Annotated in this window: 18 protein-coding genes and 1 tRNA gene; 13 read left to right on the top strand and 6 right to left on the bottom strand. The window is 43.7% G+C overall.

The window, feature by feature from the left end; genetic code table 11:
• Nucleotides 1-285, bottom strand: coding sequence for a hypothetical protein (locus DQQ10_RS00435; RefSeq protein ID WP_112744832.1), 285 nt, complete (start codon nucleotides 283-285; stop codon nucleotides 1-3).
• Entirely contained in the window at nucleotides 278-592 is a 315-nt protein-coding gene (locus tag DQQ10_RS00440) for a helix-turn-helix domain-containing protein (RefSeq protein ID WP_112745707.1), read from the bottom strand. Before DQQ10_RS00440 ends, DQQ10_RS00435 begins: the two co-directional genes overlap by 8 nt.
• 156 nt (nucleotides 593-748) lie before the next feature.
• On the opposite strand from DQQ10_RS00440, the gene DQQ10_RS00445 reads away from it, so the two are divergent.
• Both DQQ10_RS00445 and DQQ10_RS00450 read left to right on the top strand, forming a co-directional pair.
• Nucleotides 749-1,510 (top strand): metallophosphoesterase, encoded by a 762-nt coding sequence (locus DQQ10_RS00445; protein WP_112744833.1) that lies wholly within the window; start codon nucleotides 749-751, stop codon nucleotides 1,508-1,510.
• Between the two features lie 43 nt (nucleotides 1,511-1,553).
• Nucleotides 1,554-1,880, top strand: coding sequence for a helix-turn-helix domain-containing protein (locus tag DQQ10_RS00450; RefSeq protein ID WP_133259497.1), 327 nt, complete (start codon nucleotides 1,554-1,556; stop codon nucleotides 1,878-1,880).
• Nucleotides 1,881-1,916: 36 nt separating this feature from the next.
• Here the strand turns inward: DQQ10_RS00450 and DQQ10_RS00455 are convergent, their stop codons facing one another.
• From DQQ10_RS00455 to DQQ10_RS00465, 3 genes are all read right to left on the bottom strand, one after another.
• Nucleotides 1,917-2,924 carry a serine hydrolase domain-containing protein gene (locus tag DQQ10_RS00455; protein WP_245970209.1) on the bottom strand — a complete coding sequence of 336 codons (1,008 nt, stop codon included), beginning with the start codon at nucleotides 2,922-2,924 and terminating at the stop codon, nucleotides 1,917-1,919.
• A gap of 377 nt (nucleotides 2,925-3,301) precedes the next feature.
• Complete coding sequence (locus DQQ10_RS00460; RefSeq protein WP_112744836.1) at nucleotides 3,302-4,555, bottom strand: site-specific integrase; 1,254 nt, start codon at nucleotides 4,553-4,555, stop codon at nucleotides 3,302-3,304.
• Between the two features lie 249 nt (nucleotides 4,556-4,804).
• Nucleotides 4,805-4,877, bottom strand: a tRNA-Lys gene (locus DQQ10_RS00465).
• 169 nt (nucleotides 4,878-5,046) lie between these two features.
• Between DQQ10_RS00465 and DQQ10_RS00470 the strand changes: the two genes are divergently transcribed.
• A complete protein-coding gene (locus tag DQQ10_RS00470; RefSeq protein WP_112744837.1) occupies nucleotides 5,047-5,778 on the top strand; it encodes a tetratricopeptide repeat protein in 732 nt (243 codons plus the stop codon).
• An 11-nt stretch (nucleotides 5,779-5,789) separates the two neighbouring features.
• Here DQQ10_RS00470 and DQQ10_RS00475 read toward each other — a convergent pair whose 3' ends face one another.
• The gene (locus tag DQQ10_RS00475) at nucleotides 5,790-8,474 is read right to left on the bottom strand and encodes a T9SS type B sorting domain-containing protein (protein WP_112744838.1); all 2,685 of its coding nucleotides are present in this window, start codon (nucleotides 8,472-8,474) and stop codon (nucleotides 5,790-5,792) included.
• A gap of 78 nt (nucleotides 8,475-8,552) precedes the next feature.
• Here DQQ10_RS00475 and rlmD point away from each other — a divergent pair, with 78 nt between their 5' ends.
• From rlmD to leuC, 10 genes are all read left to right on the top strand, one after another.
• Nucleotides 8,553-9,974 carry a 23S rRNA (uracil(1939)-C(5))-methyltransferase RlmD gene (gene rlmD, locus DQQ10_RS00480; protein WP_112744839.1) on the top strand — a complete coding sequence of 474 codons (1,422 nt, stop codon included), beginning with the start codon at nucleotides 8,553-8,555 and terminating at the stop codon, nucleotides 9,972-9,974.
• A 296-nt stretch (nucleotides 9,975-10,270) separates the two neighbouring features.
• The gene (locus DQQ10_RS00485) at nucleotides 10,271-11,575 is read left to right on the top strand and encodes a pyridoxal phosphate-dependent aminotransferase (RefSeq protein ID WP_112744840.1); all 1,305 of its coding nucleotides are present in this window, start codon (nucleotides 10,271-10,273) and stop codon (nucleotides 11,573-11,575) included.
• 325 nt (nucleotides 11,576-11,900) lie between these two features.
• A complete protein-coding gene (locus DQQ10_RS00490; protein WP_112744841.1) occupies nucleotides 11,901-14,360 on the top strand; it encodes an ABC transporter permease in 2,460 nt (819 codons plus the stop codon).
• A 344-nt stretch (nucleotides 14,361-14,704) separates the two neighbouring features.
• Nucleotides 14,705-15,664, top strand: coding sequence for a branched-chain amino acid transaminase (locus DQQ10_RS00495; protein ID WP_245970210.1), 960 nt, complete (start codon nucleotides 14,705-14,707; stop codon nucleotides 15,662-15,664).
• A gap of 98 nt (nucleotides 15,665-15,762) precedes the next feature.
• Nucleotides 15,763-17,448 (top strand): dihydroxy-acid dehydratase, encoded by a 1,686-nt coding sequence (gene ilvD / locus DQQ10_RS00500; RefSeq protein WP_185147018.1) that lies wholly within the window; start codon nucleotides 15,763-15,765, stop codon nucleotides 17,446-17,448.
• A complete protein-coding gene (gene ilvB, locus DQQ10_RS00505) occupies nucleotides 17,423-19,180 on the top strand; it encodes a biosynthetic-type acetolactate synthase large subunit (RefSeq protein ID WP_112745709.1) in 1,758 nt (585 codons plus the stop codon). The genes ilvD and ilvB overlap by 26 nt, the downstream gene beginning before the upstream one ends.
• 155 nt (nucleotides 19,181-19,335) lie before the next feature.
• The gene (locus DQQ10_RS00510; RefSeq protein ID WP_112744843.1) at nucleotides 19,336-19,629 is read left to right on the top strand and encodes an ACT domain-containing protein; all 294 of its coding nucleotides are present in this window, start codon (nucleotides 19,336-19,338) and stop codon (nucleotides 19,627-19,629) included.
• Between the two features lie 67 nt (nucleotides 19,630-19,696).
• A complete protein-coding gene (gene ilvC, locus DQQ10_RS00515; RefSeq protein WP_112744844.1) occupies nucleotides 19,697-20,767 on the top strand; it encodes a ketol-acid reductoisomerase in 1,071 nt (356 codons plus the stop codon).
• A gap of 138 nt (nucleotides 20,768-20,905) precedes the next feature.
• The gene (gene ilvA, locus DQQ10_RS00520) at nucleotides 20,906-22,159 is read left to right on the top strand and encodes a threonine ammonia-lyase IlvA (protein ID WP_112744845.1); all 1,254 of its coding nucleotides are present in this window, start codon (nucleotides 20,906-20,908) and stop codon (nucleotides 22,157-22,159) included.
• A 340-nt stretch (nucleotides 22,160-22,499) separates the two neighbouring features.
• Nucleotides 22,500-23,906, top strand: coding sequence for a 3-isopropylmalate dehydratase large subunit (leuC, locus tag DQQ10_RS00525; RefSeq protein ID WP_112744846.1), 1,407 nt, complete (start codon nucleotides 22,500-22,502; stop codon nucleotides 23,904-23,906).
• Nucleotides 23,907-23,913 lie beyond the last annotated feature (7 nt).

Below are 23,913 nucleotides of genomic sequence, written 5' to 3' on the forward strand. Positions count from 1 at the left end.
TCAAAGATTCAAAGCGATGGTGCTTCCTTTTTTCGGATGATAGGACGGTTTGTAGGTGATATAACCAAGGGAGGTCAATTCCGAAATGATCTTGTGATAGGTAGCCTTCGAACGTATGCGTGACGCTTTCATTAACACTCTTCTGGACACTCGATACGGATTATCAAATTGATTTACAATCCACAGATGACACAACGCCGTGGCCAGCGCAATGTGGACCGGTTTGATCCTATCGTCGACCAATATCCTATCCACGTATGAACTAAGTTGATCGAGCCTATCCATGCCTTAAGGAGTTTGATATCTCGTTTTCCTCAAGCACTCTGATGATGTCATCGCGCTTATAAAGAATGATTCCGCCAACCTTGGTATACGACAGGGTTCCATTGATGCGTAGATTCTGCAACGTGCCAGCGGAGACGCTGAGCATTTTGCGAACTTCATTTGAACGCACCCATTGTTTTGGTTGAAGCTTCCCGCTGTCGTTCAGCAACGATTTTATTTCAGAAAGCAATTCGATTTTAAATCGCTGTAAGTCGCCGACGGTTAATAACTGGTCGCGATTGATTCCGGCTGAACTGTCCAAGCTCATAAAATTGTCCTCTTCAGCAACTTGGGAAACATTCACTAACTTATTTCACAAGATGGTACCAACTTGGTATAGAAATCTGATACAAACCAGTATAAAAAATAAACATCTTGAAGTGAAGCAATCATTTGTAAATCTTTGGCCCAAACAAAAATTACCATGACCTTTCAAATCTGCTCCGATCTTCATCTCGAATTTGACCTTAACAATAGATTCATTCACAGAAATCCGATAATACCAAAGGGTGATGTACTCTTATTGGCAGGAGATATTATGCCATTTACAGCCATGAACCGGCATGAGGATTTTTTTGATTTCGTTTCAAATAATTTTGAGGTGACATACTGGATTCCAGGTAATCATGAATATTATCACTCTGACATAGCAGAAAGGTTTGACCCATTAAATGAGAAAATACGAAGCAACGTAGTGTTGGTCAACAACCAGTCAGTAATTCACGGGAACACCAAGTTGATCCTATCGACCCTGTGGTCATCGATAAGTATTGACAATGCGCCAGAGATTGCACGAAGGATGAATGACTTCCACGTCATACGAAACAATGGGAAAATCTTTACACCAGCGGATGCGACTCGATTGCATGAAACTTGCAAAGCATTTATCACCAGCGCCCTCGCTGAGAAAGAATCTGAAAGAACTGTTATTGTCACTCATCATTTACCGACATTTCTCAATTACCCTGAGCGGTATATAGGTGATATACTAAACGAGGGATTCGCTACAGAGCTTCGCGATTTTATCGAGCGTTCGCATGTCGACTATTGGATCTTTGGCCATCATCACCACAATTCGCGTGAGTTTAAAATTGGTGCAACAAGACTGACCACAAATCAGCTAGGCTATGTTCACCGCAACGAGCATTTGGAATTTCGTTCTGACTATGTGATTGAAATTCATTGAATCAACGAACTCCTACATTGTTTATAAAAAATGCTTTCTTGGTATGGAACCAAAACTGGTCGTCACAATGACCGTGACAGAACTTAAGAGCCTGATTAACGAAACCATCAGCACGCTTCTTGATGAGAGGGGCCTAAATAAAAATGGTAGCGAGACATTGCTGAATGTTCAGGAGGCAGCTGCTCTGCTAAGTTTAGCTGTGCCGACGCTCTACGAAAAGACTTCGACGCGAATTATTCCACATTATAAGCATGGCAAGAAATTACTTTTTAAAAAATCAGAACTGTTGGCGTGGGTCGAGTCGACAAAAAGAAAAACGGTTCACGAATTAAAGCAGGAGGCACTCAGACGCACATTAAAACAAACGTAGACTTCTGCTGATGCAGATCGCTGCAACTAATGCTTATCATGATTTTGTCTTCAGTATCTTTACGACACGTTTATAAATAATGTCCGATTTTCCCCAATTGTTTCCCCCACTTGTGTTCACGAACTGGACAACTACCGCATCAATGTCTTTATGATAGCGTGCAATGCTCATGTACCCAGGTAGCAAACCAGTATGGCCATACTCGTAAACAGCTGAATAAATTTTCTGCTCTTCATCATTGAGCAATGAGCCATCGTTCAATGCGCGTAAAAATATTCCAACATCTTCAGCGGTCGCAACCATCGCTCCACTTGGCGATACAAAATCGAGCATCTTAACATCTCCTTGGTAATGTGAGTCATATCCACACATAACCTGTTTGGGATCAACCTCGCTCAGTGATCCAAACGTATGTACTAATCCAAGGGGAGCCAAAATTTCCTTTTTTATATACTGCTGATGGCTGTAACCAAGTGTTTTGTCTAAAATATTTCCTATTAAGAGGTAGTTGGTGTTGGAGTATTGATAGCGTGTGTTCGGTTTGAAGTTTGCATCATCATCCAACACCAAGCTCAGAACTTTGTTAACATCCGTTGGTGGACTGCCCCAGGGAAACGCTTTGTCATTAATCCAATCCGGGATACCACTTCGATGTGTTAGCAGCATCCTCAACGTAATTTGATCAGCATTTTCAATTCTACCTGCGATCTCTGGCAAGAGTTTCGACAAGGTGTCGTCAAGAGCCAAACTTTTGTTGTTGACTAATTTAACAGTAGCAACAGCGAGGTACAACTTACTTATACTTGCGATTTTGAATAACGCATCCGGTTCGGTCTTAACGTTGTTCTCCTTGTTCATCAATCCACTTGCATAAGACGCAGGTGGTTTGCCGCGTTGATTCACATACACAATAATTCCATCGAATCCCAGACCAGTTGCGTCGTTGACTTGTTCTTGTATGGATTCAGGAAGGGGTGTTATCCATATCCATAGAGTTTGCCAGGGAGTAAAAATGAAAGTACAAACTAGCGCTAATGCAGCCATGATAAGTTTTATAAGTTTTTTTATACGTTGCATTTTAACATGACTGTCTCCTTCAAACGTTGACCGGATCTGTTTTCCAAATATATTAAAGTGATCTGATCAGTAAACAACTTATGTCAGAAAACGGTATTATCACAATGATTCCCGCAGTAGTAGTCTTCGCAGGTTATTTCCTGCCAAAGAAAAGGCGGCAACTTTGATGTTGATTGCGCTTGTCGTGAAGATGCTACAATTTCCACAAGGAGTCGTAAAGCAGACGAGACTTGGTAGCCTTTTATAACGCGAAGTTGGAAGCAGCAAGAAGAAAAGATGATCCACGAACGATTCAAGATGCATTTCGATGTCTCTTGACGCATCGCGGACCATGCTTTATAAATTTAGCTTTCCTTCGCTTTTTCTGAATTTGAAGGCAGCTGAAATTTCGACCTCAGTTTCAACATATCGTCACTAACCTTGCGGTCCAGAATTTTTGCATACTGCTGTGTTGTTCTCAAACTTTTGTGACCTAACATTTTTCCGACAGTTTCAATTGGTACACCATTAGTTAGAGTAACAGTTGTGGCAAAGGTATGTCTGGCACAGTGGAACGTGAGTAGTTTTTGAATTCCACATTGGTCAGCAAGTTCCTTGAGGTAGCCGTTCATTCTTTGATTACTGACTACAGGTAAAAGTCTTCCTGAATAAAGAAGATCTGGTCGTCCTTCGTACTTGGCCAGGATCGCAAGCGAAGGCGGAAGCAAAGGAACTCGTGTTGCTGTATCCGTTTTTGTTCGGGTTGTCATTATCCATTTCTCTCCATCAATGCCCGTGCTTATCTCAGCTGCTGTTAGTTTCTCAACGTCGCTGTACGCAAGTCCTGTGTAGCAACTGAATAAGAAGATATCGCGGATCTGGTCCATCCGTCCGATCAGTGTCTTCTCACTCATGATCTTCAGCTCTTCTTCATTGAGAACCGTTCGATGTGTCTCGCGAAGGGTAACTTTGTAAGCCATGAAGGGATCTTTGTCAAGCCAGTCTTTGGCAACACACTGACGGACGATTTTCTTGAGTTTCTTGACATAACCCATGACCGTGTTGTGGCTGCAATTGCGAACTGACTTCAAATAAAATTCAAAGTCATTGATGAATTCGAAGTTGAGCTTCTTTATGCTGATGTCTGTTATTTGGAATTTCCATTGAAGAAATTCTTCCAATGCTTTTACCACAACCTTAAAGCGTTTCAAGCTTCCTTTAGAAAAGTCTTTTCCGACCAACTCACCGAACTGTTTGTTGTGCTCTTCGAAGATCTCCAATAGCATCCGCGGCTTATCGATATCAACTCCATGAAATTTTGCTTTGATAATGTCGCCGGTAATTTGCTCACCATTTGCGACTAGCTCTTTATAGATTTCATAGATTCTGAATTCAACGGCATCGAGATATGAGTTGAACTCTTTCGCCTTTGGAGTTTTTCCATTCATGCGACGAGATTGATCATTCCAGTCTTTCAATTCAATTTCACGATTGATAGTGAACTCCGAACGCTCACCATTTACAGTGAGACGTAGATACATGAGAGCGTAACTCAGCGTGGCTTTTGATTTCTTCGGATAGAAAATCTGATTGAATGTTCTTCTTGTGTTTGTGGTCATAACGTACCGGGTTTAATTGTTGTAAAACTTCGGTTTGCGTCAGACAAAATCAAGATGTTCATTATCTGAACTACTTGACTTACTGTCAGTTATAGCTTATTAGGAGCGTTCTGTTTTGAATAATTTGGTAACGCACCTAAACACTCACCTGACAATTGAACTTTATGAATGAAATGAGGTGGTGTAAAAAGAAAAAACCCTCAAAACAATTTGCTTTGAGGGTTCTTAAGTTTTGTGTTTTAAACACTGTGATCCCGCTGGGATTCGAACCCAGGACCCATACATTAAAAGTGTATTGCTCTACCAGCTGAGCTACGGAATCTTATGTCCCCGATTTTGTTTTGCTTATGCTCCTAGCTATCGGGAAGCTACGGAATCTTCAATTTTTTCACCACTTCTATCGACCGTTGCCGTACTTCGGTGGCGTTTCCTTGTCAATTTTCGGGTTATTCCCGTAATTGAGGGCACAAAGGTAATAGGATAAAAAACATATGCAAAGGGTGATTCTAAAAATTCTTTATACATTTTTCTTTTCAGCAATTATTTTTTCCTCGGCCCTAAATGCCCAGGACTCTTCCTTCCGTCTCCAACAAGCTGATTCGCTTTTCAAAACCAAACAATACACGCAAGCATTGGATCTCTATAAAACAATGTTTGAGCAAAATAAATATACACCAGCCATGCTACTCAAGATGGCCTATATCGAAGAAGGTCTTGCTGAGACTGGTCAAGCACTATATCACCTCAACCTCTATTATAATGTGTCGCACGATCCAAGTGCGCTCGATAAAATGCAAGAACTCGCCAGCAAATATGGTCTGCAAGGATATGATGTTGAACAAAGCATCCTCCTCTCCTATTTCCATGAGTATCATCGCTATGTATCACTCGCACTCGCTGCGCTTGTATTTCTTTTGTTTGCTATCGCGGTGTTCTTGAAAATCAGGAAGTCGAATCCAATCGGTCCGGTAATCGCTGCGATCATTTTTATGATTCCACTCGCGCTTAACGTAAACGTTTCCGAACAAATCTCGACGGGCATTATCACCGAATCAAAAACATATTTGATGGAAGGACCTTCTGCAGGTGCACCTGTTGCCGGCATCATCGGCGGTGGACATCGTGTGATCATCGTAAAACAAACCGATGTATGGCTGCAGGTTTATCTCAACCAAAAATATTACTACATCAAACAAGGAAGTATACTACCGATCACGATTTGAGTTGGTGACCATCAAAAGGTTAGCACAATCGTTCCTTTGTAGTCGAACGTCGAATACTTGAGCGTATAGAAGTAAACACCACCGTGATCATCTTCCGGCGACCATTTGAAATCTCTATCGTTCGTTTCAAAAACTTTCGTTCCCCATCGGTTATAGATGATGAACTTCACGAAAGTGCCCGTGCAATTATCATTTGGCAAAATGCTAATGAGGTTGCCGCTGTCATCGCGTCGCGCCATAGCAAAGAAATCATTCTTACCATCATTATTGGGTGAAATCACATTGGGTGGTAAAAAGCTAACCGTCTCGCGTTCAACATCCTTAATGGAAAATGTAACATCGAGCGCAGTATCTTTTTCATTGTAGCATCGGTCGTCGAGTACGCGAAAAGTAAAAGTATAGTCGTTGGTGTAGACATCGTTAGCGAAGATTTCGCATCCAGGGGTCCACGAGAACTTTGCATTGGGGCCAAAAGGCGCATCGGCCTCGAGCGTGTAGCCCTGGGGTGGTGTCGTACCATCTGCGTTAGCCAATTCTATTTTTAGTTTATCCGTAGGCGAAACGTCGACATCAGATCCTACTAGTTCAAAAGAAATTGTTTCACCCAAAGTATAAGCGTCTTTGTTTCCGGTGACTACCAATTCCGGATTTTTATTACTAGGCTTCGATACCTTCACCTTTACATTGATCGAATCGGCGAGATAATAGTGACAGCGATTTTCTTCATCGACTACAATAAACTGCATGCGGAATTCTTGCTGATCATCCAACGGGATGTTATCACAATTTAGCATCCACACTGCAGGTGATACGACGTTTCCCAATGCACTACGCTCAGTGAAGGAAATACCACTGGTAGCAAAATCAAAATCAAGACCACGGGCAATTAATTTCACTTTGTCGTTGTCTTGATCTTTCCCGATCACATCGAAGTCAATCGTTTCGAAAAGCTTCGCGTTGATGATACTATCCGGTGAAATTTCTGTTGAGATTGTTGGGGAATGGAAGTCGTACAAGTCGATTGCCAAATCAAACTTCATGGTATCCGCTGGCGTGTAATCACAGAAGTCGTTGTCATTTGCTAAGAAGTAAAAATCAAAATTCGTCCGATCACTAAAGTCAACAACATCGCAGCGCGTATCCCAGCGAAGAAGACCTTCTACTAACCCGAGCTGGTCTTTGGTTTGTTCAAATGTAAATCCGTAATCGAAAATATCGTAAGGGTCTGTTGCAGGTGTTCTTAATCGAATGCTGTCGAGGTTTGCATCCGTAGCTTTCACCAACCAAGTCGGCGTTGCTTGCCCTTCAAGGTACGTTGCGGTAACTTGATCGTTTTGAAAGATCGCTGGATTGTTATTTGGAATATTGATATCCACATCAACAAAAATCGTATCCAGTCGCGGCAATGGACACGCATTATCTTGAGCAATGATACCAAGCTTAAACGGTCCACCGAGGTATGGACATTCCGGAAAACAGATTTCGAAGATGGCGGTGCTGCCATCTTTTAAAACGGCAGTCGTATCTATTGGGAGAACTTCTTTCACGGCTGGATCTTTGAAGCCGATCGGTATTACGCGAATGGATATATTTTCTTCTTTATTGTCATTAGGGTTTTGTGAATCTGCATCGGACACACGCACTTGAATACACCGATTTTCATCTGATACATCGTGCGCATAGTTTACTTGAATATTGTTTGCTACGAAAGCATTGTCGGGCGCGTCTTTCGGTTTTGCTTCAATAACAGGAGGCTTTGGCGTTGGGCATTCGAGTCCATCGAGTACAAACATCTGAAAGTCGCGACGTACTTCTCCAATCTTCACACCGTCTCTATACTCGACGCAGCGTACACCAAATACAAATAATCCTGACCGTGTTGGTGTAACGGTCAGTAGACCATCTTGTGTAATGCGTAAATCAGGATTGCCCATCATTACATTCGTTCTGCTGAAGCCAGGTTTCCATCGCACGGAATCAAATGGCGCAGGACCACTTTGCGGAAATGCGACGGTTTGATGTGTATTCATCGGCGTCACGATAGAGTATGCTAACGAATCGCCATCATCATCTTTGCCTGCAAAGTCAATGTAGTAGTATTGATTAGGGCAACCATAGTCGCTCAAAGGAGGAAACAAACGAGGTGACGAATTGATGAAGGGCTTGCCATCTTTCACTACCGGCGGAAACTCGAGGTAAAATGATTGTCCAGCAGCTTCGGGATCTTTGTCTGATCCATCTTCAGGTTGTTGGCTGTAGATGTTGGTGATTTGATAATTACGGCAGCAACGTTCCCATACAATGTAATAGCCTTCGGGATGATTATACGTTGCGCTACTCATTACCTTCGACGATGGAACACCACCTGATAATGGCAAGGTGTAAATAAGTTTTAGCGTGACAACGGAACCATTGCTACAGTCTTTTTGAAAATACTCCACGTTGACGGTGTCATACAGATGCAACTGAACATTTTCCATCAGTTGGTTATCGTGCTTTCTGAAAATTCGCGCGTTGATGATCTGGTCCATTGCATTGGGTTCGCCAAAAAGCCCGTCGAAATAGAGGATCAGCCGCACGTCATAACGAAAGTTCGATCCAGGAATGTACCGGATCTCGAATTCGCCACCAACAATGTGGGAGGCGCTGACTTCGAAAGCAATCACACAAAACAACAAGAGAATCAGTTTTTTCATACGTCTAGGCGGCGAATACTAAATATAGAGAATCGCGTGGAGGAGAGAAACCCTGAAATGTGTATTTTTGCGCGCTTTATGCGTAAAGGAGATATCATCGAAAACATTGTGGTGGAAACCATGGCAGCCGAGGGCAAATGCGTTTCCCGTATTGATGGAAAAGTAATTTTTCTTGAGGGTGGTGCACCTGGCGATACCGTCGATGCGCAACTCACGAAAATTAAAAGCAGCTTTCTTGAAGCCCGCGTTACAGCCATCAAAAAATTCTCACCCGATCGCGCAACGCCTTTCTGCACACACTTTGGTACGTGTGGTGGTTGCTCATGGCAACACATCCAATATGAAACACAACTTCTTTACAAACACAAACAAGTTGTAGACAACCTCGAACGTATCGGCGGCTTAGTACTTCCCACGATCAAACCTATTGTTGCCTCTGAGAAAACGAGATTCTATCGCAACAAACTTGATTATACTTTTTCGGCACAACGCTGGTTAACGAAAGCAGAGTTGCACGATGAAAATAAACCTGGTCAAGGTGAAGTTGCTTTGGGATATCACATCCCTAGGAAATACGATCTCGTATTTGATGTGAAGGAATGTCATTTGCAACCTGATCCCTCAAATGCAATTCGCCTGGCTGTTCGCGATGAAGCTGTTAAAGAAGCAATTCCTTTTTTCGACCTCAGAAAACAAGTTGGTTTCTTACGAACGATTACGATCCGTACTGCCATTACAGGAGAAACGATGGTGATCCTGCAGGTGACGTACGACAAGATGGAGTGGATTGAAAAAATTCTTCTTCGTCTTGAACGCGACTTCCCACAGATCACTTCTTTTCAATTTGTGATTAACGGAAAGAAGAACGATACTTTCGCCGACTTGAATATTCAAACATGGAAGGGCAACCCATACATTACGGAGACAATGCAGAAGCCCGATGGAAGTGGTGTGCTGAGCTTCCGTGTCGGACCTAAGTCTTTTTATCAAACCAATTCACAGCAGGCATACGAACTCTATCGCATTACGTGGGAGATGGCTGGTTTGAAAGGCGACGAGCTTGTGTACGATTTATACACTGGAACAGGAACGATCGCGAACTTTGTTGCAGGGCAAGCCAAGAAAGTAGTTGGCCTCGAGTACGTGGGCGCTGCTATCGATGATGCAAAGGTGAACTCACAGATTAACGGTATTACCAACACCGACTTTTATGCTGGCGATATCAAGAATCTACTCGACGATAATTTCTTAAACGTTCATGGGCGTCCGGATGTGGTGATCACCGATCCTCCACGCGCCGGTATGCACGAAGATGTTTGCCGTATGCTGCTTAAAGCCGAACCGAAAAAGATTGTGTATGTAAGCTGCAATCCAGCAACGCAAGCGCGCGACCTGAGTATTCTTTCCGAAAAATACGACATCATCGCCGTTCAACCTGTCGATATGTTCCCGCATACGATGCACGTTGAGAATGTAGCTTTGTTAAAGCTTAAAGCGTAAAGCAGAAAGCGCAAAGCTTAAATGCAGAAAGGGAAACTGCACCGCATTCTTTGCTAACTGATCCGATCGTTAAAATAAAAAGTGATCTGCATCGCTTCGTCGAGAAGGTTTTCAGGTTGATGGTGGTGCGCAGATAAGTCGTGCTGCATTCCTTCTCAAAATAACTTTCAGCTTTAAGCTTTCTGCTTTCTGCTTTTCAAGAACTAACAGTTGTTCACGAAAAATATTTTCGCGCTTCTACTTGAATCCTTCCTACAAAACTCTCAACATCGCTTTTTGAAATTTTTTATAAGACCATGCGACAGAGATTACTCAGTGAAGGCGCTAAAGAATTAAGCTACGAGATCCGCGAAATTGTAAAGAAAGCAGATCAACTCAAGAAGCTTGGCCTCGCCATATCCTGGGAAAACATTGGTGATCCAATACAGAAGCATCACAAGATGCCAAGCTGGATCAAAGACATCATCAGCGACCTGATGAAGATCGACGATACGTACAGCTATTGTCCTTCGAAAGGAATGCTGGAAACAAGAGAGTTCCTCGCGAAGCAAACCAATGCCATGGGCGGCGTTCAAATTACTGCCGACGACATTTGTTTTTTCAACGGACTGGGAGACGCCATTTCTAAAGCCTACCAGTTTATTTCACGTACATCTCGCGTAATCGGTCCATCGCCTGCATACTCAACACACAGTAGCGCCGAGGCGGCACACGCTGCTCACGAACCGCTCACCTATAAACTCGATCCGAATAACAAATGGTATCCGGATCTCGATGATTTATACAATAAGGTAAAATACAATCCCAACGTAGTGGGTATCCTCATTATCAATCCCGATAACCCAACGGGAATGGTATACCCACTCGAAACACTCAAGCGCATTGTACAAATCGCGAAAGAGTTTGATCTCTTCTTGATTGCCGATGAAATCTATTTGAACATCACCTACAACGGCGCACGCGCATATTCATTAGCAGAGATTATTGAAGATGTTCCGGGCATTTCTATGAAAGGTATTTCAAAAGAACTGCCTTGGCCAGGTTCTCGCTGTGGCTGGATGGAATATTACAACCGCGATAAAGATGTTGAGTTCGGCAGACTCTGCGCAGCACTCGACAACGCTAAGATGATTGAAGTTTGTTCGACAAAGCTTCCGCAAGTTGCTATTCCGAAAATTCTCGGTGATCCACGATTCAAAACCTATCGCGATCAAACCAATACCAATATCGGAAGACGAAGCAAAATCATCTCCGACATCCTGGGTACCGTTCCCCAACTCACGTTCAATCCAACATACGGTGCGTTCTACAACACCATCATCTTCCGCGATGGTACCTTGAAGCCTCACCAAAAAATGAACATCAAGGACACCAAAATCAAAGACCTTGTTGAAGGATGGGTGAATGGTCAAGACATTCAACTTGATAAACGTTTTGTATACTATCTACTTGGCGCCAAAGGAATTTGCGTCGTGCCGATTTCTTCGTTCTGCTCCGAACTGCAAGGCTTCCGCGTAACACTGCTCGAAGAAGATGAAGAAACGCTCGTGAAGACGTTCACAGCTATCAGAGATGGCATTGTAGAGTATTTGGAAAGCTGATTGGAAAGCTGCAAGCCTCAGGTTACAAGCCACAAGCTACAGGTCTCAACGCTACAATTTGTTTATTGGTTAGCGTTAGTGGCCAGTAGCCAGCTGCACCTTTGTAGAACAATCTATGAACCAATAGAGCACCATACGTTTTATACTGTTTCTGCACTCTTCGTGCACTCCCAGGGTGTAGCTCACGCGTTTTAAATTCGGTCGATTTCGGACATCATGTTCTATATACGAACGAATTCTATTTCAAAAATCCCTCATTCTACGTCAAAAAACGCGATCTTGTGCTGGTACGCCGTTTGTCATAACGCCCTCAAACAACATCACTATGTTCCGGTACTTTGCTGTTCTTTTCTTCAGAAACCTCCGCCGTCAGAAGTTATTTTCGACCATCAACATCCTTGGACTTACGGCCGGGATTGTGAGCACGATCATGATCTATCTTTATGTGCAGTTCGAAAAAAGCTACGACCGGTTTCACACCCATGCTGACAACATCTATCGTGTAAACCAGACTTTCATCTGGGGCGAGAACGACGACAATCAATTTGCATCACTTGGCCCCGGTGTGGCCACGGCGCTGAAGATCGAACTTCCGGAAGCGAAAGAAGTAACACGTCTGCACCCTCCCGGAAATTTTCTGGTGAGCAACGCTGAAAACAAAAATGACATCCGCACTTTCGATGAAGACAAAATTCTCTGTGCCGATTCAAACTTCTTCAGCGTATTCGCATTTCCCTTGCTAAAAGGAAATGCTAAAACAGCACTGAAGCATCCGAATACGGTAGTGTTAACGGCTTCCGCAGCGAAAAAATATTTCGACGATAACAATCCCATCGGAAAACTTTTGATCTTCGAAGCAAAGGGTCAGAAAACTACTGTAGAAGTTACGGGTGTGGTCGCCGATGGACCCGCGAATTCATACATCGAATTCGACATGCTCTTCTCGATGATGAGCTTGCCACGCATCCAGTTCTCAAACGATCATTGGCTCTGGACAACTTTCGAAACATTTGTATTACTCGACGAAAAAGCAAACATCGCCAGCATCGAAGAACGCCTGCTGAAAATGCCGCGCAAATATGCCGAAGCAACCTTGAAGAACGGCATGCACCAAACCTTCGATGAGTATGAACAAAGCGGCAAGAAGTGGGAGCTATTCCTCCAGCCTTTCACTGCCATCCATTTGTATTCCAATAATGTTTACAACAGGCTTAACGAAGTAGGCAACATCACGACAGTAAATGTGCTCAACGGTGTGGAGATCTTTATCATCCTTTTGTCATGCATTAACTTCATGAACCTCTCGACGGCGCAATACACCAAGCGCATCAAAGAGTCGAGCATTCGTAAAGTATTGGGCTCCGACAAATTTCAGTTGTCGTTACATTTCTTTGCAGAAGCACTGATGTACTGTCTGATCTCTGCACTGATTGCCATGTGCGTGGTGCAGCTTTTACTACCCATCTTCAACTTCATGAGTGGTGTTCAATTGTCATTTGATGTATTTGAAAATCCGCAGATGCTATTGCTCGTCGCAGTTTTAGTAGTGATCATGAGCTTATTGTCCGGAAGCTATCCTGCAATATTCCTGAGTAAATTCTCTGCAGTTGAAACGATGAAAGGAAAACTACGCACCGGTAAAGGAGGGCAGAGCATCCGTAATGGACTGGTGATTCTTCAGTTTGTGATTTCTATGGTGATGATTGTTTTCACCGTCGTTGTTTTTGATCAGATCAAATTCCTCGGCCAAAAAGATATCGGTTTCAAACGCGAAAACCTGATGGTGATCAACAACGCAGAATGGGCTACCAACAATGAAAGTTTCGTGAATGAGTTAGCAAACATCCCGGGTGTTGTTGATGTATCGTATAACACATCGGTTCCGCCTAACTTGTATGATGGCGATCAGTTCGGTGCCGTGGGAAGTGATAAATACATTCCTATCAATTACACAAAAGCCGATGAAGACTATGTGCCTACGCTGGGATTGAAAATGTTATACGGTCGTAATTTCTCCAAAGACATGCCTGCGGATTCGAGCCGCGTGATCCTCAATGAAAATGCCATCAGTGCCCTAGGATGGGCATTGGATGAAAGTGTTCTCGGGAAGAAGATCGACTACGTGGGAAAACATTTTGAAGTCGTTGGCATCATCAAAGATTTCAACTACTGGTCATTGGAAGTTCCGATTCAACCGATGGCGATTTTCCACAGCAAATCTTCATTGTATGCAACACACAAACGCTTTATTGCCATCAGAACAAAATCGGCACAGGAAGTAAACCTTCAAGAAATCGTCGCGGCAACACAAACGAAGTGGGAGAAATTTTCAGGAACAAATCCCTTCCGTTACAGCTTCGTAGACGACGATTTTGCGGCGGATTATCTTTCGCAAAAAAGATTCGGTGGTGTGCTGAGCATCTTCGCGGGCCTTGCTATTCTGATTGCCAGTTTAGGATTGTTAGGAATGATCATTTACAACTTGGAACAACGTACCAAAGAGATTGGTATTCGTAAAGTGGTAGGCGCATCAACCATTAACATCTGGGCGCTGATGATCAAAAACTATTTATACTTGATGCTCGCTGCTTTCGCGTTGAGTGTTCCATTCTGCGTATGGTTGCTGAACAAATGGCTGTCGAACTTCTATCATCGTATTGATATCACCGCGTGGCCGTTCATTGTCGCGATGGGAAGTATCCTGATCACGGCACTAGTGATTACATCATATCATGTTGCCAAAGCAGCACAGATGAATCCGGTGAATGTGTTGAAAGACGAGTAATGCAGGAGTGTTCAAGTGCGCAAGTGTTCACGTGTTCAAGTGATTTTCATCGGTTTAACCACCACAACCTGAACACTTGAACACACGAACACTTGAACACTTTCTCCGTCCTAACATTCGTTTTTAGCGAAATTTCGAAATATTTTCTCCAAATCACTTGAACGGTAAACGATAATTTGTGACAATTGTATTCGCACAGAATAAAATGATTAACAAATTGAAAATCACCGAACGCTTGTTCAACCTCAACCGGTTGCAGAACGTTACTGTGCTCGTCATTATCGTCATTCTACTCGTCAAACCCGCGGGAGCGATAGTGATTTAAATTTTAAAAAGAAATGATCATGAACCGCCCCGACAAACTTCGGGGCGGTTTTGTTTTATACAGATCAGAACAAACTAACAGTTGTAAAATGTACTACACGAAAGACACGATCTTGTTTTTGAATGGTAAGTTCATCAAGGCAGTCGACGCGCACACTGACCTCTACAGCCAAACGCTGCACTATGGTTTCGGTGCGTTCGAAGGTATCCGCGCTTACCAGACGATGAATGGCGTGAAGATCTTCAAGGCGTACGAACACTTCGAACGTCTAAAGAAAAGCTGCGCACTTGTAGGCATTCCTTTCAACTACGAAACTGAAGAGCTTGTACAAATCGCGTATCAACTTCTTGAGAAAAATGAATTAAGCGACGCATACATTCGCCCGCTTGTGTATTGTGCGCCAAACATGCAGCTTACACAACCAAGCGAAGTGTACTTGATGATGTGTACATGGGAATGGGAAAAGTATCATGGTGCCGATCGTCAATTGAAAATGTGCATCTCATCTTACCAGCGACCGAATCCAAATTCACTGAAGATGGAAGCCAAAGTAACCGGTCACTACGTGAACTCAATTCTCGCGACAAGCGAAGCCAAAGTTCGCGGCTATGATGAAGCCCTCATGCTCGACATGAACAGTAACATCGCAGAAGCTCCGGGTGCAAATTTCTTCCTCGAAAAAGACGGTGTGCTTCATACGCCTTCTCTCGGACACATCTTACCAGGCATAACACGTCAAACCGTGCTCAACATCTGCCGCGAGCTTGACATTCCTGTAACAGAAAGACAAATCAAACCTGAAGAATTAGAATCAGCTGATAGCGCTTTCCTCTGCGGAACAGCAGCGGAGATCGTCGGTATTGAATCCATCGATGCTAAACCTTTTCGTAAACCTTGGTTCGATTCACTTGGCGCTTCTATCCAAGAAGCATACAAGTGCCAAGTTCTCGAAAAGTCTTTCAGCTACGTCATCATCTAACAACCAGATGTTCGGGGACGTGAAGTATCCAAGTGATACTTCACTCCGTCCTCGTTATCAAAATAGATTTTTTAAACTACCATCAGAATAACTCAAACGTGAACAAAGAATTAAACAAATACAGCAAGACGCTTACGCAGGATCCTACACTTCCGGCAGCGCAAGCGATGCTTTACGGAATAGGTCTGACAGAAGCTGATATGGCAAAAGCGCAAATCGGCATCGCGAGCACAGGCTATGACGGGAACACTTGTAACATGCACCTTAACAAACTCGCACAAGATGTAAAAACGTCTGTGTGGGGGAATGATCTCGTAGGACTCATCTTCAACACGATCGGCGTGAGCGATGGTATGAGCAACGGGACAGAAGGCATGCGTTATTCATTGGTGAGTCGCGAGATTATTGCCGACTCAATCGAAGCTGTATGTGGCGCACAATATTACGACGGTCTCATCGCTGTGGTAGGTTGTGATAAAAATATGCCTGGCGCACTCATCGCGATGGGACGTCTCAACCGCCCGTCAATCATGGTGTATGGTGGTTCTATCGCCGGTGGTCACTACAAAGGAAAAGAACTAAACATCATTTCTTCTTTTGAAGCACTTGGCGAAAAAATCGCCGGTAAACTTTCGCCAGAAGATTTCAAAGGTATCATTCAGAATTCCTGTCCAGGTGCAGGTGCTTGTGGTGGCATGTATACAGCCAACACCATGTCATCGGCAATCGAAGCGCTTGGTATGTCGTTGCCTTATTCTTCTTCTAACCCAGCGTTGAGTGCTGAGAAAGTTGCAGAATGTAAAGCAGCTGGCGAAGCGATCAAAAATCTGCTCGCACTCGATCTCAAGCCTCGCGACATCATGACTTTCAAAGCATTTGAAAATGCTATTACTGTGGTGATCGCTTTGGGAGGATCAACAAACGCCGTGCTTCACTTAATCGCAATGGCTAAAGCTGCTGGCGTAAAAGTGACGCAAGAAGACTTCCAACGCATCTCTGATAAAACACCGTTGATTGCCGACCTTAAGCCTAGTGGAAAATATTTGATGGAAGAATTACACCGTCAAGGTGGTGTTCCTGCCGTAATGAAATATCTCCTTGCAAAAGGATTCCTCCACGGTGACTGCATTACTGTAACAGGTAAAACGATCGCAGAAAACGTGAAAGATGCGAAGACGCTCGACTTCACACAACAAGATGTAATTGTTCCGATTGAAAAGCCGATCAAGATTACTGGTCACTTACAAATCATTTACGGAAATCTTGCAGAGAAAGGATCTGTCGCGAAGATCACTGGCAAAGAAGGTGAGATGTTCAAAGGTCCGGCACGCGTCTTCAATGGTGAATTCGAAGTAGTACAAGGTGTACAATCAGGCAGAATCAAAGCTGGTGATGTGGTGGTGATCCGCTACGTTGGACCGAAAGGCGCACCGGGTATGCCTGAGATGTTAAAGCCTACAAGTCTTATCATGGGCGCTGGTCTTGGTAAGAGCGTAGCGTTGGTAACAGACGGAAGATTCTCCGGAGGCTCTCACGGATTTGTAATTGGTCACATTGCACCTGAAGCTTTCGAGGGTGGTATGATCGCCCTCGTAGAAGACGATGATCTTATCGAGATTGACATCAGAAATCACACCATCAATTTGATGGTTGATGCACAGACAATAGCGAAGCGCAAAGCAGCGTGGAAAGCTCCAAAGCTGAAAGCGACGAATGGAATTTTATTGAAGTATGCAAAACAAGTAAAAACTGCCGCCGATGGATGCGTTACTGACGAAGACTAAACCTGCTGATGACAAGAAGGAAGAGCCTAAGAAGATGATTACAGGTTCGGAAGTGTTGCTCAATTCTCTTGTTGCAGAAGGTGTTGACATTATTTTTGGATACCCTGGCGGTGCGATCATGCCTGTATATGATGCACTGTATTCTTACGCTGACAGACTCAATCACATTCTTGTTCGTCATGAGCAAGGTGCGATACATGCAGCACAAGGATTTGCACGTGTATCTGGAAGAACAGGCGTTGTGTTTGCAACGTCTGGGCCAGGCGCCACCAACCTTGTAACGGGTCTTGCCGATGCATTGATCGACTCTACTCCCTTGGTTTGTATCACAGGACAAGTATTCGCGCACCTCTTAGGAACAGACGCGTTCCAGGAATGTGATGTCATCAATACAACAATCCCGGTTACAAAATGGAATGTTCAAGTAGCCGAAGCGAAAGACATCGCCCCTGCTGTCGCCAAAGCATTCTACATCGCCTCTACAGGAAGACAAGGTCCTGTGTTGATTGATATCACGAAAAATGCACAGAATGAACTGATCGAAATGGTGGAGCACAAAAAATGCTCAGAGATCAGAACGTATAAACCAAAGCCGGTACTCCAGCCAACACAAATTGAAAAAGCTGCCGAGCTGATCAATTCAGCAAAACGTCCTTACATCCTCGCGGGTCAAGGCATTTTGCTTGGCGACGCCACACAGGAACTGATTGCGTTCTCTGAAAAAAGTGGAATTCCAGTAGCCAGTACGTTACTTGGTTTGGGCGCGTTCCCAACAAACCATCCAAACTATGTCGGCTACTTGGGGATGCACGGGAACTATGGCCCAAATGTAAACACCAACGAATGTGATGTATTGATCGCCGTGGGCATGCGTTTCGACGATCGTGTTACGGGGAATGTGAACAAGTATGCAAAGCAAGCGAAAGTAGTTCATATCGACATCGATAAAGCCGAGATCAACAAGATCATTAAGGCAGATGCTGCGGTTCATGCCGACGCCAAAGAAGCACTTGTGGCCCTAACCGATAAAGTTAAAGCAGGGGCGTTTACCGAGTGGGTAGCCAGCTTCCACAAGTTGAACAACATCGAGTTCGAGAAGATTATCAAGCGTGAGCACAACCCATCGGAGATGATCACTATGGGCGAAGTAATCAATCACTTGTCGAATCAATCAAAAGGTGAAGCTGTCGTTGTTACTGACGTTGGTCAACATCAGATGGTAACATCGCGATACTACAAATACAGAAACCCACGCACGAACGTAACTTCAGGTGGTGCAGGCACAATGGGTTTTGCATTACCAGCAGCGATGGGTGCTAAACTTGGTGTTCCGCAGAAACAAGTCGTCGCTGTTATCGGCGATGGTGGTTACCAAATGACGGTGCAAGAACTAGGAACGATCATGCAATACAAAATACCTGTAAAGATTCTTGTGTTGAATAACAACTTCCTTGGCATGGTGCGCCAGTGGCAACAGCTTTTCCATGGAAAGCGCTATTCATTCACTGAAATGACGAATCCAAATTTTTGCAAGATTGCCGAAGCGTACAGCATTCCATCACGCAAAGTTGAAGACCGCAAAGATCTTCAAGCTGCGCTGCAAGAAATGCTAGACTCACCAACATCATTCTTCTTGGAAGTTATCGTTGGAAAAGAAGACAACGTATTTCCAATGGTACCAGCGGGTGCAGGTGTTGCAGAGGTGATGCTCGAACCGCCAGCGGGACTTTAGGGATTGGGGAATTGGGCATTTGGAATTGGTGAATGTGCAAATGTCGAAGATTTGAACAACGAATATTGAACAACGAAGTAACGGCTAAGAGCCGACAGCTAACGGCCATTTCTCGCGGCTCGAAGCTCGAACTCGAAGCTTAAAAGAATAGAACGATGAAAGAAGATTTCACACTAGAGATACATTCAGATAACAACTTTTCGGTTTTAAATCGGATCGTTAACATTCTGAACAGAAGAAGGGTACGCATCAAGAAATTGGTGGCACATGAAAATGAAGATGACTTCAAGAGAGGTATTGCTGTACTGCTTCTTCATACAACAGAAGATATGATGGAAAAAGTAAAGCATCAATTGGAAAAACTTATTGAAGTCGAACAAGCACTATACTACAAGGGAACTGAATTGTATTGTGAGCTTAGTGTTCGCGCTACCGTCGTAACAGAATAAATGAAAACCGGACACATTTGTGTCACTGCATAAACAAACCAAAAACAAAAATTAAACAGTAAATAAAATGGCAAAGATCAATTTCGGAGGTACCATTGAAGAAGTAGTAACTCGTGAAGAATTCCCGATGGAGAAAGCCCTCGAGGTTCTTAAAAACGATACCATCGCGATTATCGGATATGGTGTACAAGGTCCTGCTCAGGCTTTGAACCTTCGCGATAACGGATTTAAAGTAATCGTAGGTCAACGTAAAGGTTCTAAGACTTGGGATAAAGCTGTAGAACACGGATGGGTTCCTGGCGAAACTTTATTTGAAATTGAAGAAGCTGCAAAACGCGGAACAGTAGTTCAATTCTTATTGTCTGATGCAGGTCAGATCGCACTGTGGCCAACATTGAAACCATACCTCACAAAAGGTAAAACGTTATATTTCTCTCACGGCTTCGGCATCACGTTCAAAGAACAAACTGGCATCATTCCGCCAGCAGACATAGATGTAGTATTGGCTGCACCTAAAGGTTCTGGTACATCTGTTCGCAGATTGTTCCTCCAAGGTAAAGGTATCAACTCCAGCTACGCTGTATTCCAGGATGCAACAGGCAAAGCAAAAAATACTGCCATCGCCCTTGGTATCGGTGTAGGTTCAGGATATCTCTTCGAAACAGATTTCAAAAAAGAAGTATACTCTGACCTTAGCGGTGAGCGTGGTACTTTGATGGGTGCTATCGCCGGTATCTTCGAAGCACAATATCAGGTACTCCGTGAAAACGGTCACTCACCTTCTGAAGCATTCAATGAAACCGTTGAAGAACTTACACAAAGCCTCATGCCACTCGTTGCTGAGAACGGTATGGACTGGATGTATGCTAACTGCTCTACAACAGCACAACGCGGTGCACTCGACTGGAAAAAGAAATTCAAAGAAGCTACACTTCCGGTGTTCAAAGATCTTTACAAGTCTGTAGCAACAGGTGAGGAAGCAAGACGTACAATTGAAACTTGCTCTAAGCCTGATTACCGTGAGAAACTTGCAGAAGAGTTGAAAGAACTCCGCGAAAGCGAACTCTGGCAAGCTGGCGCTGCAGTACGCTCTCTCAGACCTGAGAAGCAAACTGTTGAAGCGAGCATGATCAACTAAAAAAGTTACAAGCTTCAAGCCACAAGCTTTAAGTTAAAACTTTCGTTAGAATTTATAGTGTTAATAATGATCCCTCTTCGTTACTGGAGAGGGATTTTGTTTAAAAAGCTTGTGGCAACAAGCCAATAGCCAATAAATATGAGTCAAGTCGGGAAAGAATTTAATATAGATATCAATGCGGCGGCCGATGCATTGAAGTCGGTGGTGTTGAAGACTCCATTGCAGTATCATCGGAAGCTTTCTGAAAAATTTAAGGCAGAGATTTATTTGAAGCGCGAAGATTTACAAGTTGTACGCTCCTACAAACTTCGTGGTGCTTATAATTTGATTAACAGTCTTACGGAAGCGCAACGCAAAGTTGGCGTTGTTTGTGCAAGCGCTGGAAACCACGCGCAAGGTGTAGCGTTCGCGTGCAAATACCTCGACATCAAAGGCGTGATCTACATGCCGGCAATCACACCGAAACAAAAGATCAATCAAGTTAAAATGTTCGGCGGCGAAAACATCGAAATCGTTTTGACTGGCGACACATTCGATGATTGCCAAGCGCATGCTTTAGCGTTCACCAAGCAAAAACAAATGACATTCATCCCTCCTTTCGATCATCCGAAAGTAATTGAAGGACAAGGAACTGTTGGAAAAGAAATTCTTGATGAGGTGGCGGACCTAAACTACATCTTCATTCCAATTGGCGGAGGAGGATTGTGCGCAGGTATCGGCGAATATTTTAAGACCTACGCCCCTACAACAAAAATTATTGGCGTTGAACCTGCCGGTGCACCTTCCATGAAAGAAGCACTTGCTGCGGGTAAGCCTGTAAAACTTGATAAGATTCAACGCTTTGTCGATGGTGCTTCTGTACAGAAAGTTGGCGAAGTAACTTTTGAAATTTGTAAAGATGTTCTATCGGATATGCTTCTCGTTCCCGAAGGAAAAGTAAGCTCAACGATTCTTCAGCTGTACAACGAAGATGCGATTGTTGCCGAACCGGCTGGAGCACTTTCGATTGCGGCACTCGATCAATACGCCGACCAAATTAAAGGTAAGAAAGTTGTCTGCATTGTAAGTGGTGGAAATAACGACATTGATCGCATGCAAGAGATCAAAGAGCGTTCACTCCTCTTCGAAGGGTTGAAGCACTACTTCATCGTACGTTTCGCGCAACGTCCTGGAGCATTAAAAGAATTTGTAAATGAAATACTTGGACCGACAGACGATATCGTTCGTTTCGAGTTCATTCAAAAACATAACAAAGAAACAGGGCCGGCGCTGATCGGTATTGAAGTAAAATCAAAAGAAGATTTTAACACGCTGATAGCAAGGATGAATAATCACAAATTGAATTTCACATTGGTAAATCAGCAGGAGAATCTATTCGAATATCTTGTTTAACAAATTCGTTAATGCAAGCATTACACAGAGATACACAAAGATTAGGAGTCACACAGAGAATGCAAACGGCAACGCATCAACACACTATCACTCGTTAGCGATTGCAAAAATTTATTAACAATTCGTTGATGTAGGGCTTAACTTTTGTGATCTTCGTGGTTGAACTCTCTCTGAAAAAGACGTCGAATAAAGAAGTCAAAAGTCATCTCATGAGATGATAAAAATATAACGAAAACAAACGTTGCCGTCCCGCCAAAAAGCGGGACGGTTTCATTTTTTAAGGGTTTGAACAAACTAACAGTTGTTCAATTTTACACAGAAGCAATAACAAAAAAGGACAATGAGTCAACCGAAAACACTGTTCGACAAAATCTGGGACGCGCACATCGTGAAGCAAAAAGAAGGTCACCCAGATGTATTTTACATCGACAGACACTTCATTCACGAAGTAACAAGCCCTCAGGCATTTGAAGGTCTCCGTAAACGCGGTGTTAAAGTTTTTAACCCAGCACGTACTACGGCTGTTCCTGATCACAACGTACCGACGATCGATCAGCATCTTCCTATCAAAGAAGCTTTGTCACGTCATCAAGTTGAAACGCTTCGTAAAAACACAGAAGAATTCGGCGTTACGCTTTACGATCTCGGTCATCCTTATCAAGGTATCGTACACATCGTTGGTCCTGAGTTGGGTTTAACACTCCCGGGAATGACTATCGTTTGTGGCGACAGCCATACATCGACACACGGCGCATTCGGAACCATCGCCTTCGGTATCGGAACAAGTGAAGTAGAACAAGTGCTTTCTACTCAGTGTATCCTCCAGTACCGCCCGAAAACAATGAAGATTGAAATCAACGGCAAACTCGGAAAGGGCGTCGTTGCAAAAGATATTATCCTTTACGTGATCAGCAAGATCTCGGCAAGTGGTGCTACAGGATACTTCGTTGAGTATGCCGGTGATGCCATCCGCAATCTTTCGATGGAAGCACGCATGACCATCTGTAACATGAGCATCGAAATGGGTGCGCGTGGCGGATTGATTGCGCCTGATCAAATCACATTCGATTACATCAAAGGTAGAAAGTTTGCGCCTCAAGGTGCCGACTACGATAAAAAAGTTGCCGAGTGGAAACAACTCAAGACTGATGAAGGTGCAAAGTACGACGAAGTACTTACGTTCGACGCCGCCGACATCGCGCCGATGATCACCTACGGAACAAATCCAGGTATGGGCATCAAGGTTACGGATCGCATTCCCACAGCAGCAGAATTAAAAGATATCAGCGAGCAAACTTCTTTCAACAAATCACTTGAATACATGGGACTTGAAGAAGGAACACAATTGCTAGGCAAGCCTGTAGATTATGTATTCATCGGAAGCTGTACCAATGCGCGCATTGAGGATCTCCGATTGGTAGCCGAAATCGTAAAAGGCAAAAAGAAAGCTGAGAATGTAGAAGTTTGGGTGGTACCAGGATCCAAGCAAGTAGAAGAACAAGCACGTAAAGAAGGTCTCGATAAGATTTTTGAAGAAGCTGGATTCCAACTTCGTCAGCCAGGATGTTCAGCATGCCTAGCTATGAATGAAGACAAAATTCCTGCTGGCAAATATTGCATCAGTACATCAAACAGAAACTTCGAAGGACGTCAAGGACCAAAGTCAAGAACATTCTTGGCAAGTCCACTCAGTGCCGCTGCTGCAGCGATCACTGGAAAAGTAACAGACGTAAGAAGTATCGTTTAATCACGGC

This window comes from Pseudochryseolinea flava (genome assembly GCF_003286915.1).
GTDB classification, from domain to species: domain Bacteria; phylum Bacteroidota; class Bacteroidia; order Cytophagales; family Cyclobacteriaceae; genus Ohtaekwangia; species Ohtaekwangia flava.

What these genes read in the sequence shown, in the direction of transcription:
- DQQ10_RS00435 (WP_112744832.1), bottom strand. Translation starts at nt 285, where the DNA reads ATGGATAGGCTCGATCAACTTAGTTCATACGTGGATAGGATATTGGTC.
- DQQ10_RS00485 (WP_112744840.1), top strand. Translation starts at nt 10,271, where the DNA reads ATGCGACAGAGATTACTCAGTGAAGGCGCTAAAGAATTAAGCTACGAG.
- DQQ10_RS00495 (WP_245970210.1), top strand. Translation starts at nt 14,705, where the DNA reads ATGAACCGCCCCGACAAACTTCGGGGCGGTTTTGTTTTATACAGATCA.
- DQQ10_RS00445 (WP_112744833.1), top strand. Translation starts at nt 749, where the DNA reads ATGACCTTTCAAATCTGCTCCGATCTTCATCTCGAATTTGACCTTAAC.
- ilvB (WP_112745709.1), top strand. Translation starts at nt 17,423, where the DNA reads ATGGATGCGTTACTGACGAAGACTAAACCTGCTGATGACAAGAAGGAA.
- DQQ10_RS00440 (WP_112745707.1), bottom strand. Translation starts at nt 592, where the DNA reads ATGAGCTTGGACAGTTCAGCCGGAATCAATCGCGACCAGTTATTAACC.
- DQQ10_RS00455 (WP_245970209.1), bottom strand. Translation starts at nt 2,924, where the DNA reads ATGGCTGCATTAGCGCTAGTTTGTACTTTCATTTTTACTCCCTGGCAA.
- DQQ10_RS00510 (WP_112744843.1), top strand. Translation starts at nt 19,336, where the DNA reads ATGAAAGAAGATTTCACACTAGAGATACATTCAGATAACAACTTTTCG.
- DQQ10_RS00475 (WP_112744838.1), bottom strand. Translation starts at nt 8,474, where the DNA reads ATGAAAAAACTGATTCTCTTGTTGTTTTGTGTGATTGCTTTCGAAGTC.
- DQQ10_RS00460 (WP_112744836.1), bottom strand. Translation starts at nt 4,555, where the DNA reads ATGACCACAAACACAAGAAGAACATTCAATCAGATTTTCTATCCGAAG.
- ilvA (WP_112744845.1), top strand. Translation starts at nt 20,906, where the DNA reads ATGAGTCAAGTCGGGAAAGAATTTAATATAGATATCAATGCGGCGGCC.
- DQQ10_RS00470 (WP_112744837.1), top strand. Translation starts at nt 5,047, where the DNA reads ATGCAAAGGGTGATTCTAAAAATTCTTTATACATTTTTCTTTTCAGCA.
- leuC (WP_112744846.1), top strand. Translation starts at nt 22,500, where the DNA reads ATGAGTCAACCGAAAACACTGTTCGACAAAATCTGGGACGCGCACATC.
- ilvC (WP_112744844.1), top strand. Translation starts at nt 19,697, where the DNA reads ATGGCAAAGATCAATTTCGGAGGTACCATTGAAGAAGTAGTAACTCGT.
- DQQ10_RS00490 (WP_112744841.1), top strand. Translation starts at nt 11,901, where the DNA reads ATGTTCCGGTACTTTGCTGTTCTTTTCTTCAGAAACCTCCGCCGTCAG.
- DQQ10_RS00450 (WP_133259497.1), top strand. Translation starts at nt 1,554, where the DNA reads ATGGAACCAAAACTGGTCGTCACAATGACCGTGACAGAACTTAAGAGC.
- rlmD (WP_112744839.1), top strand. Translation starts at nt 8,553, where the DNA reads ATGCGTAAAGGAGATATCATCGAAAACATTGTGGTGGAAACCATGGCA.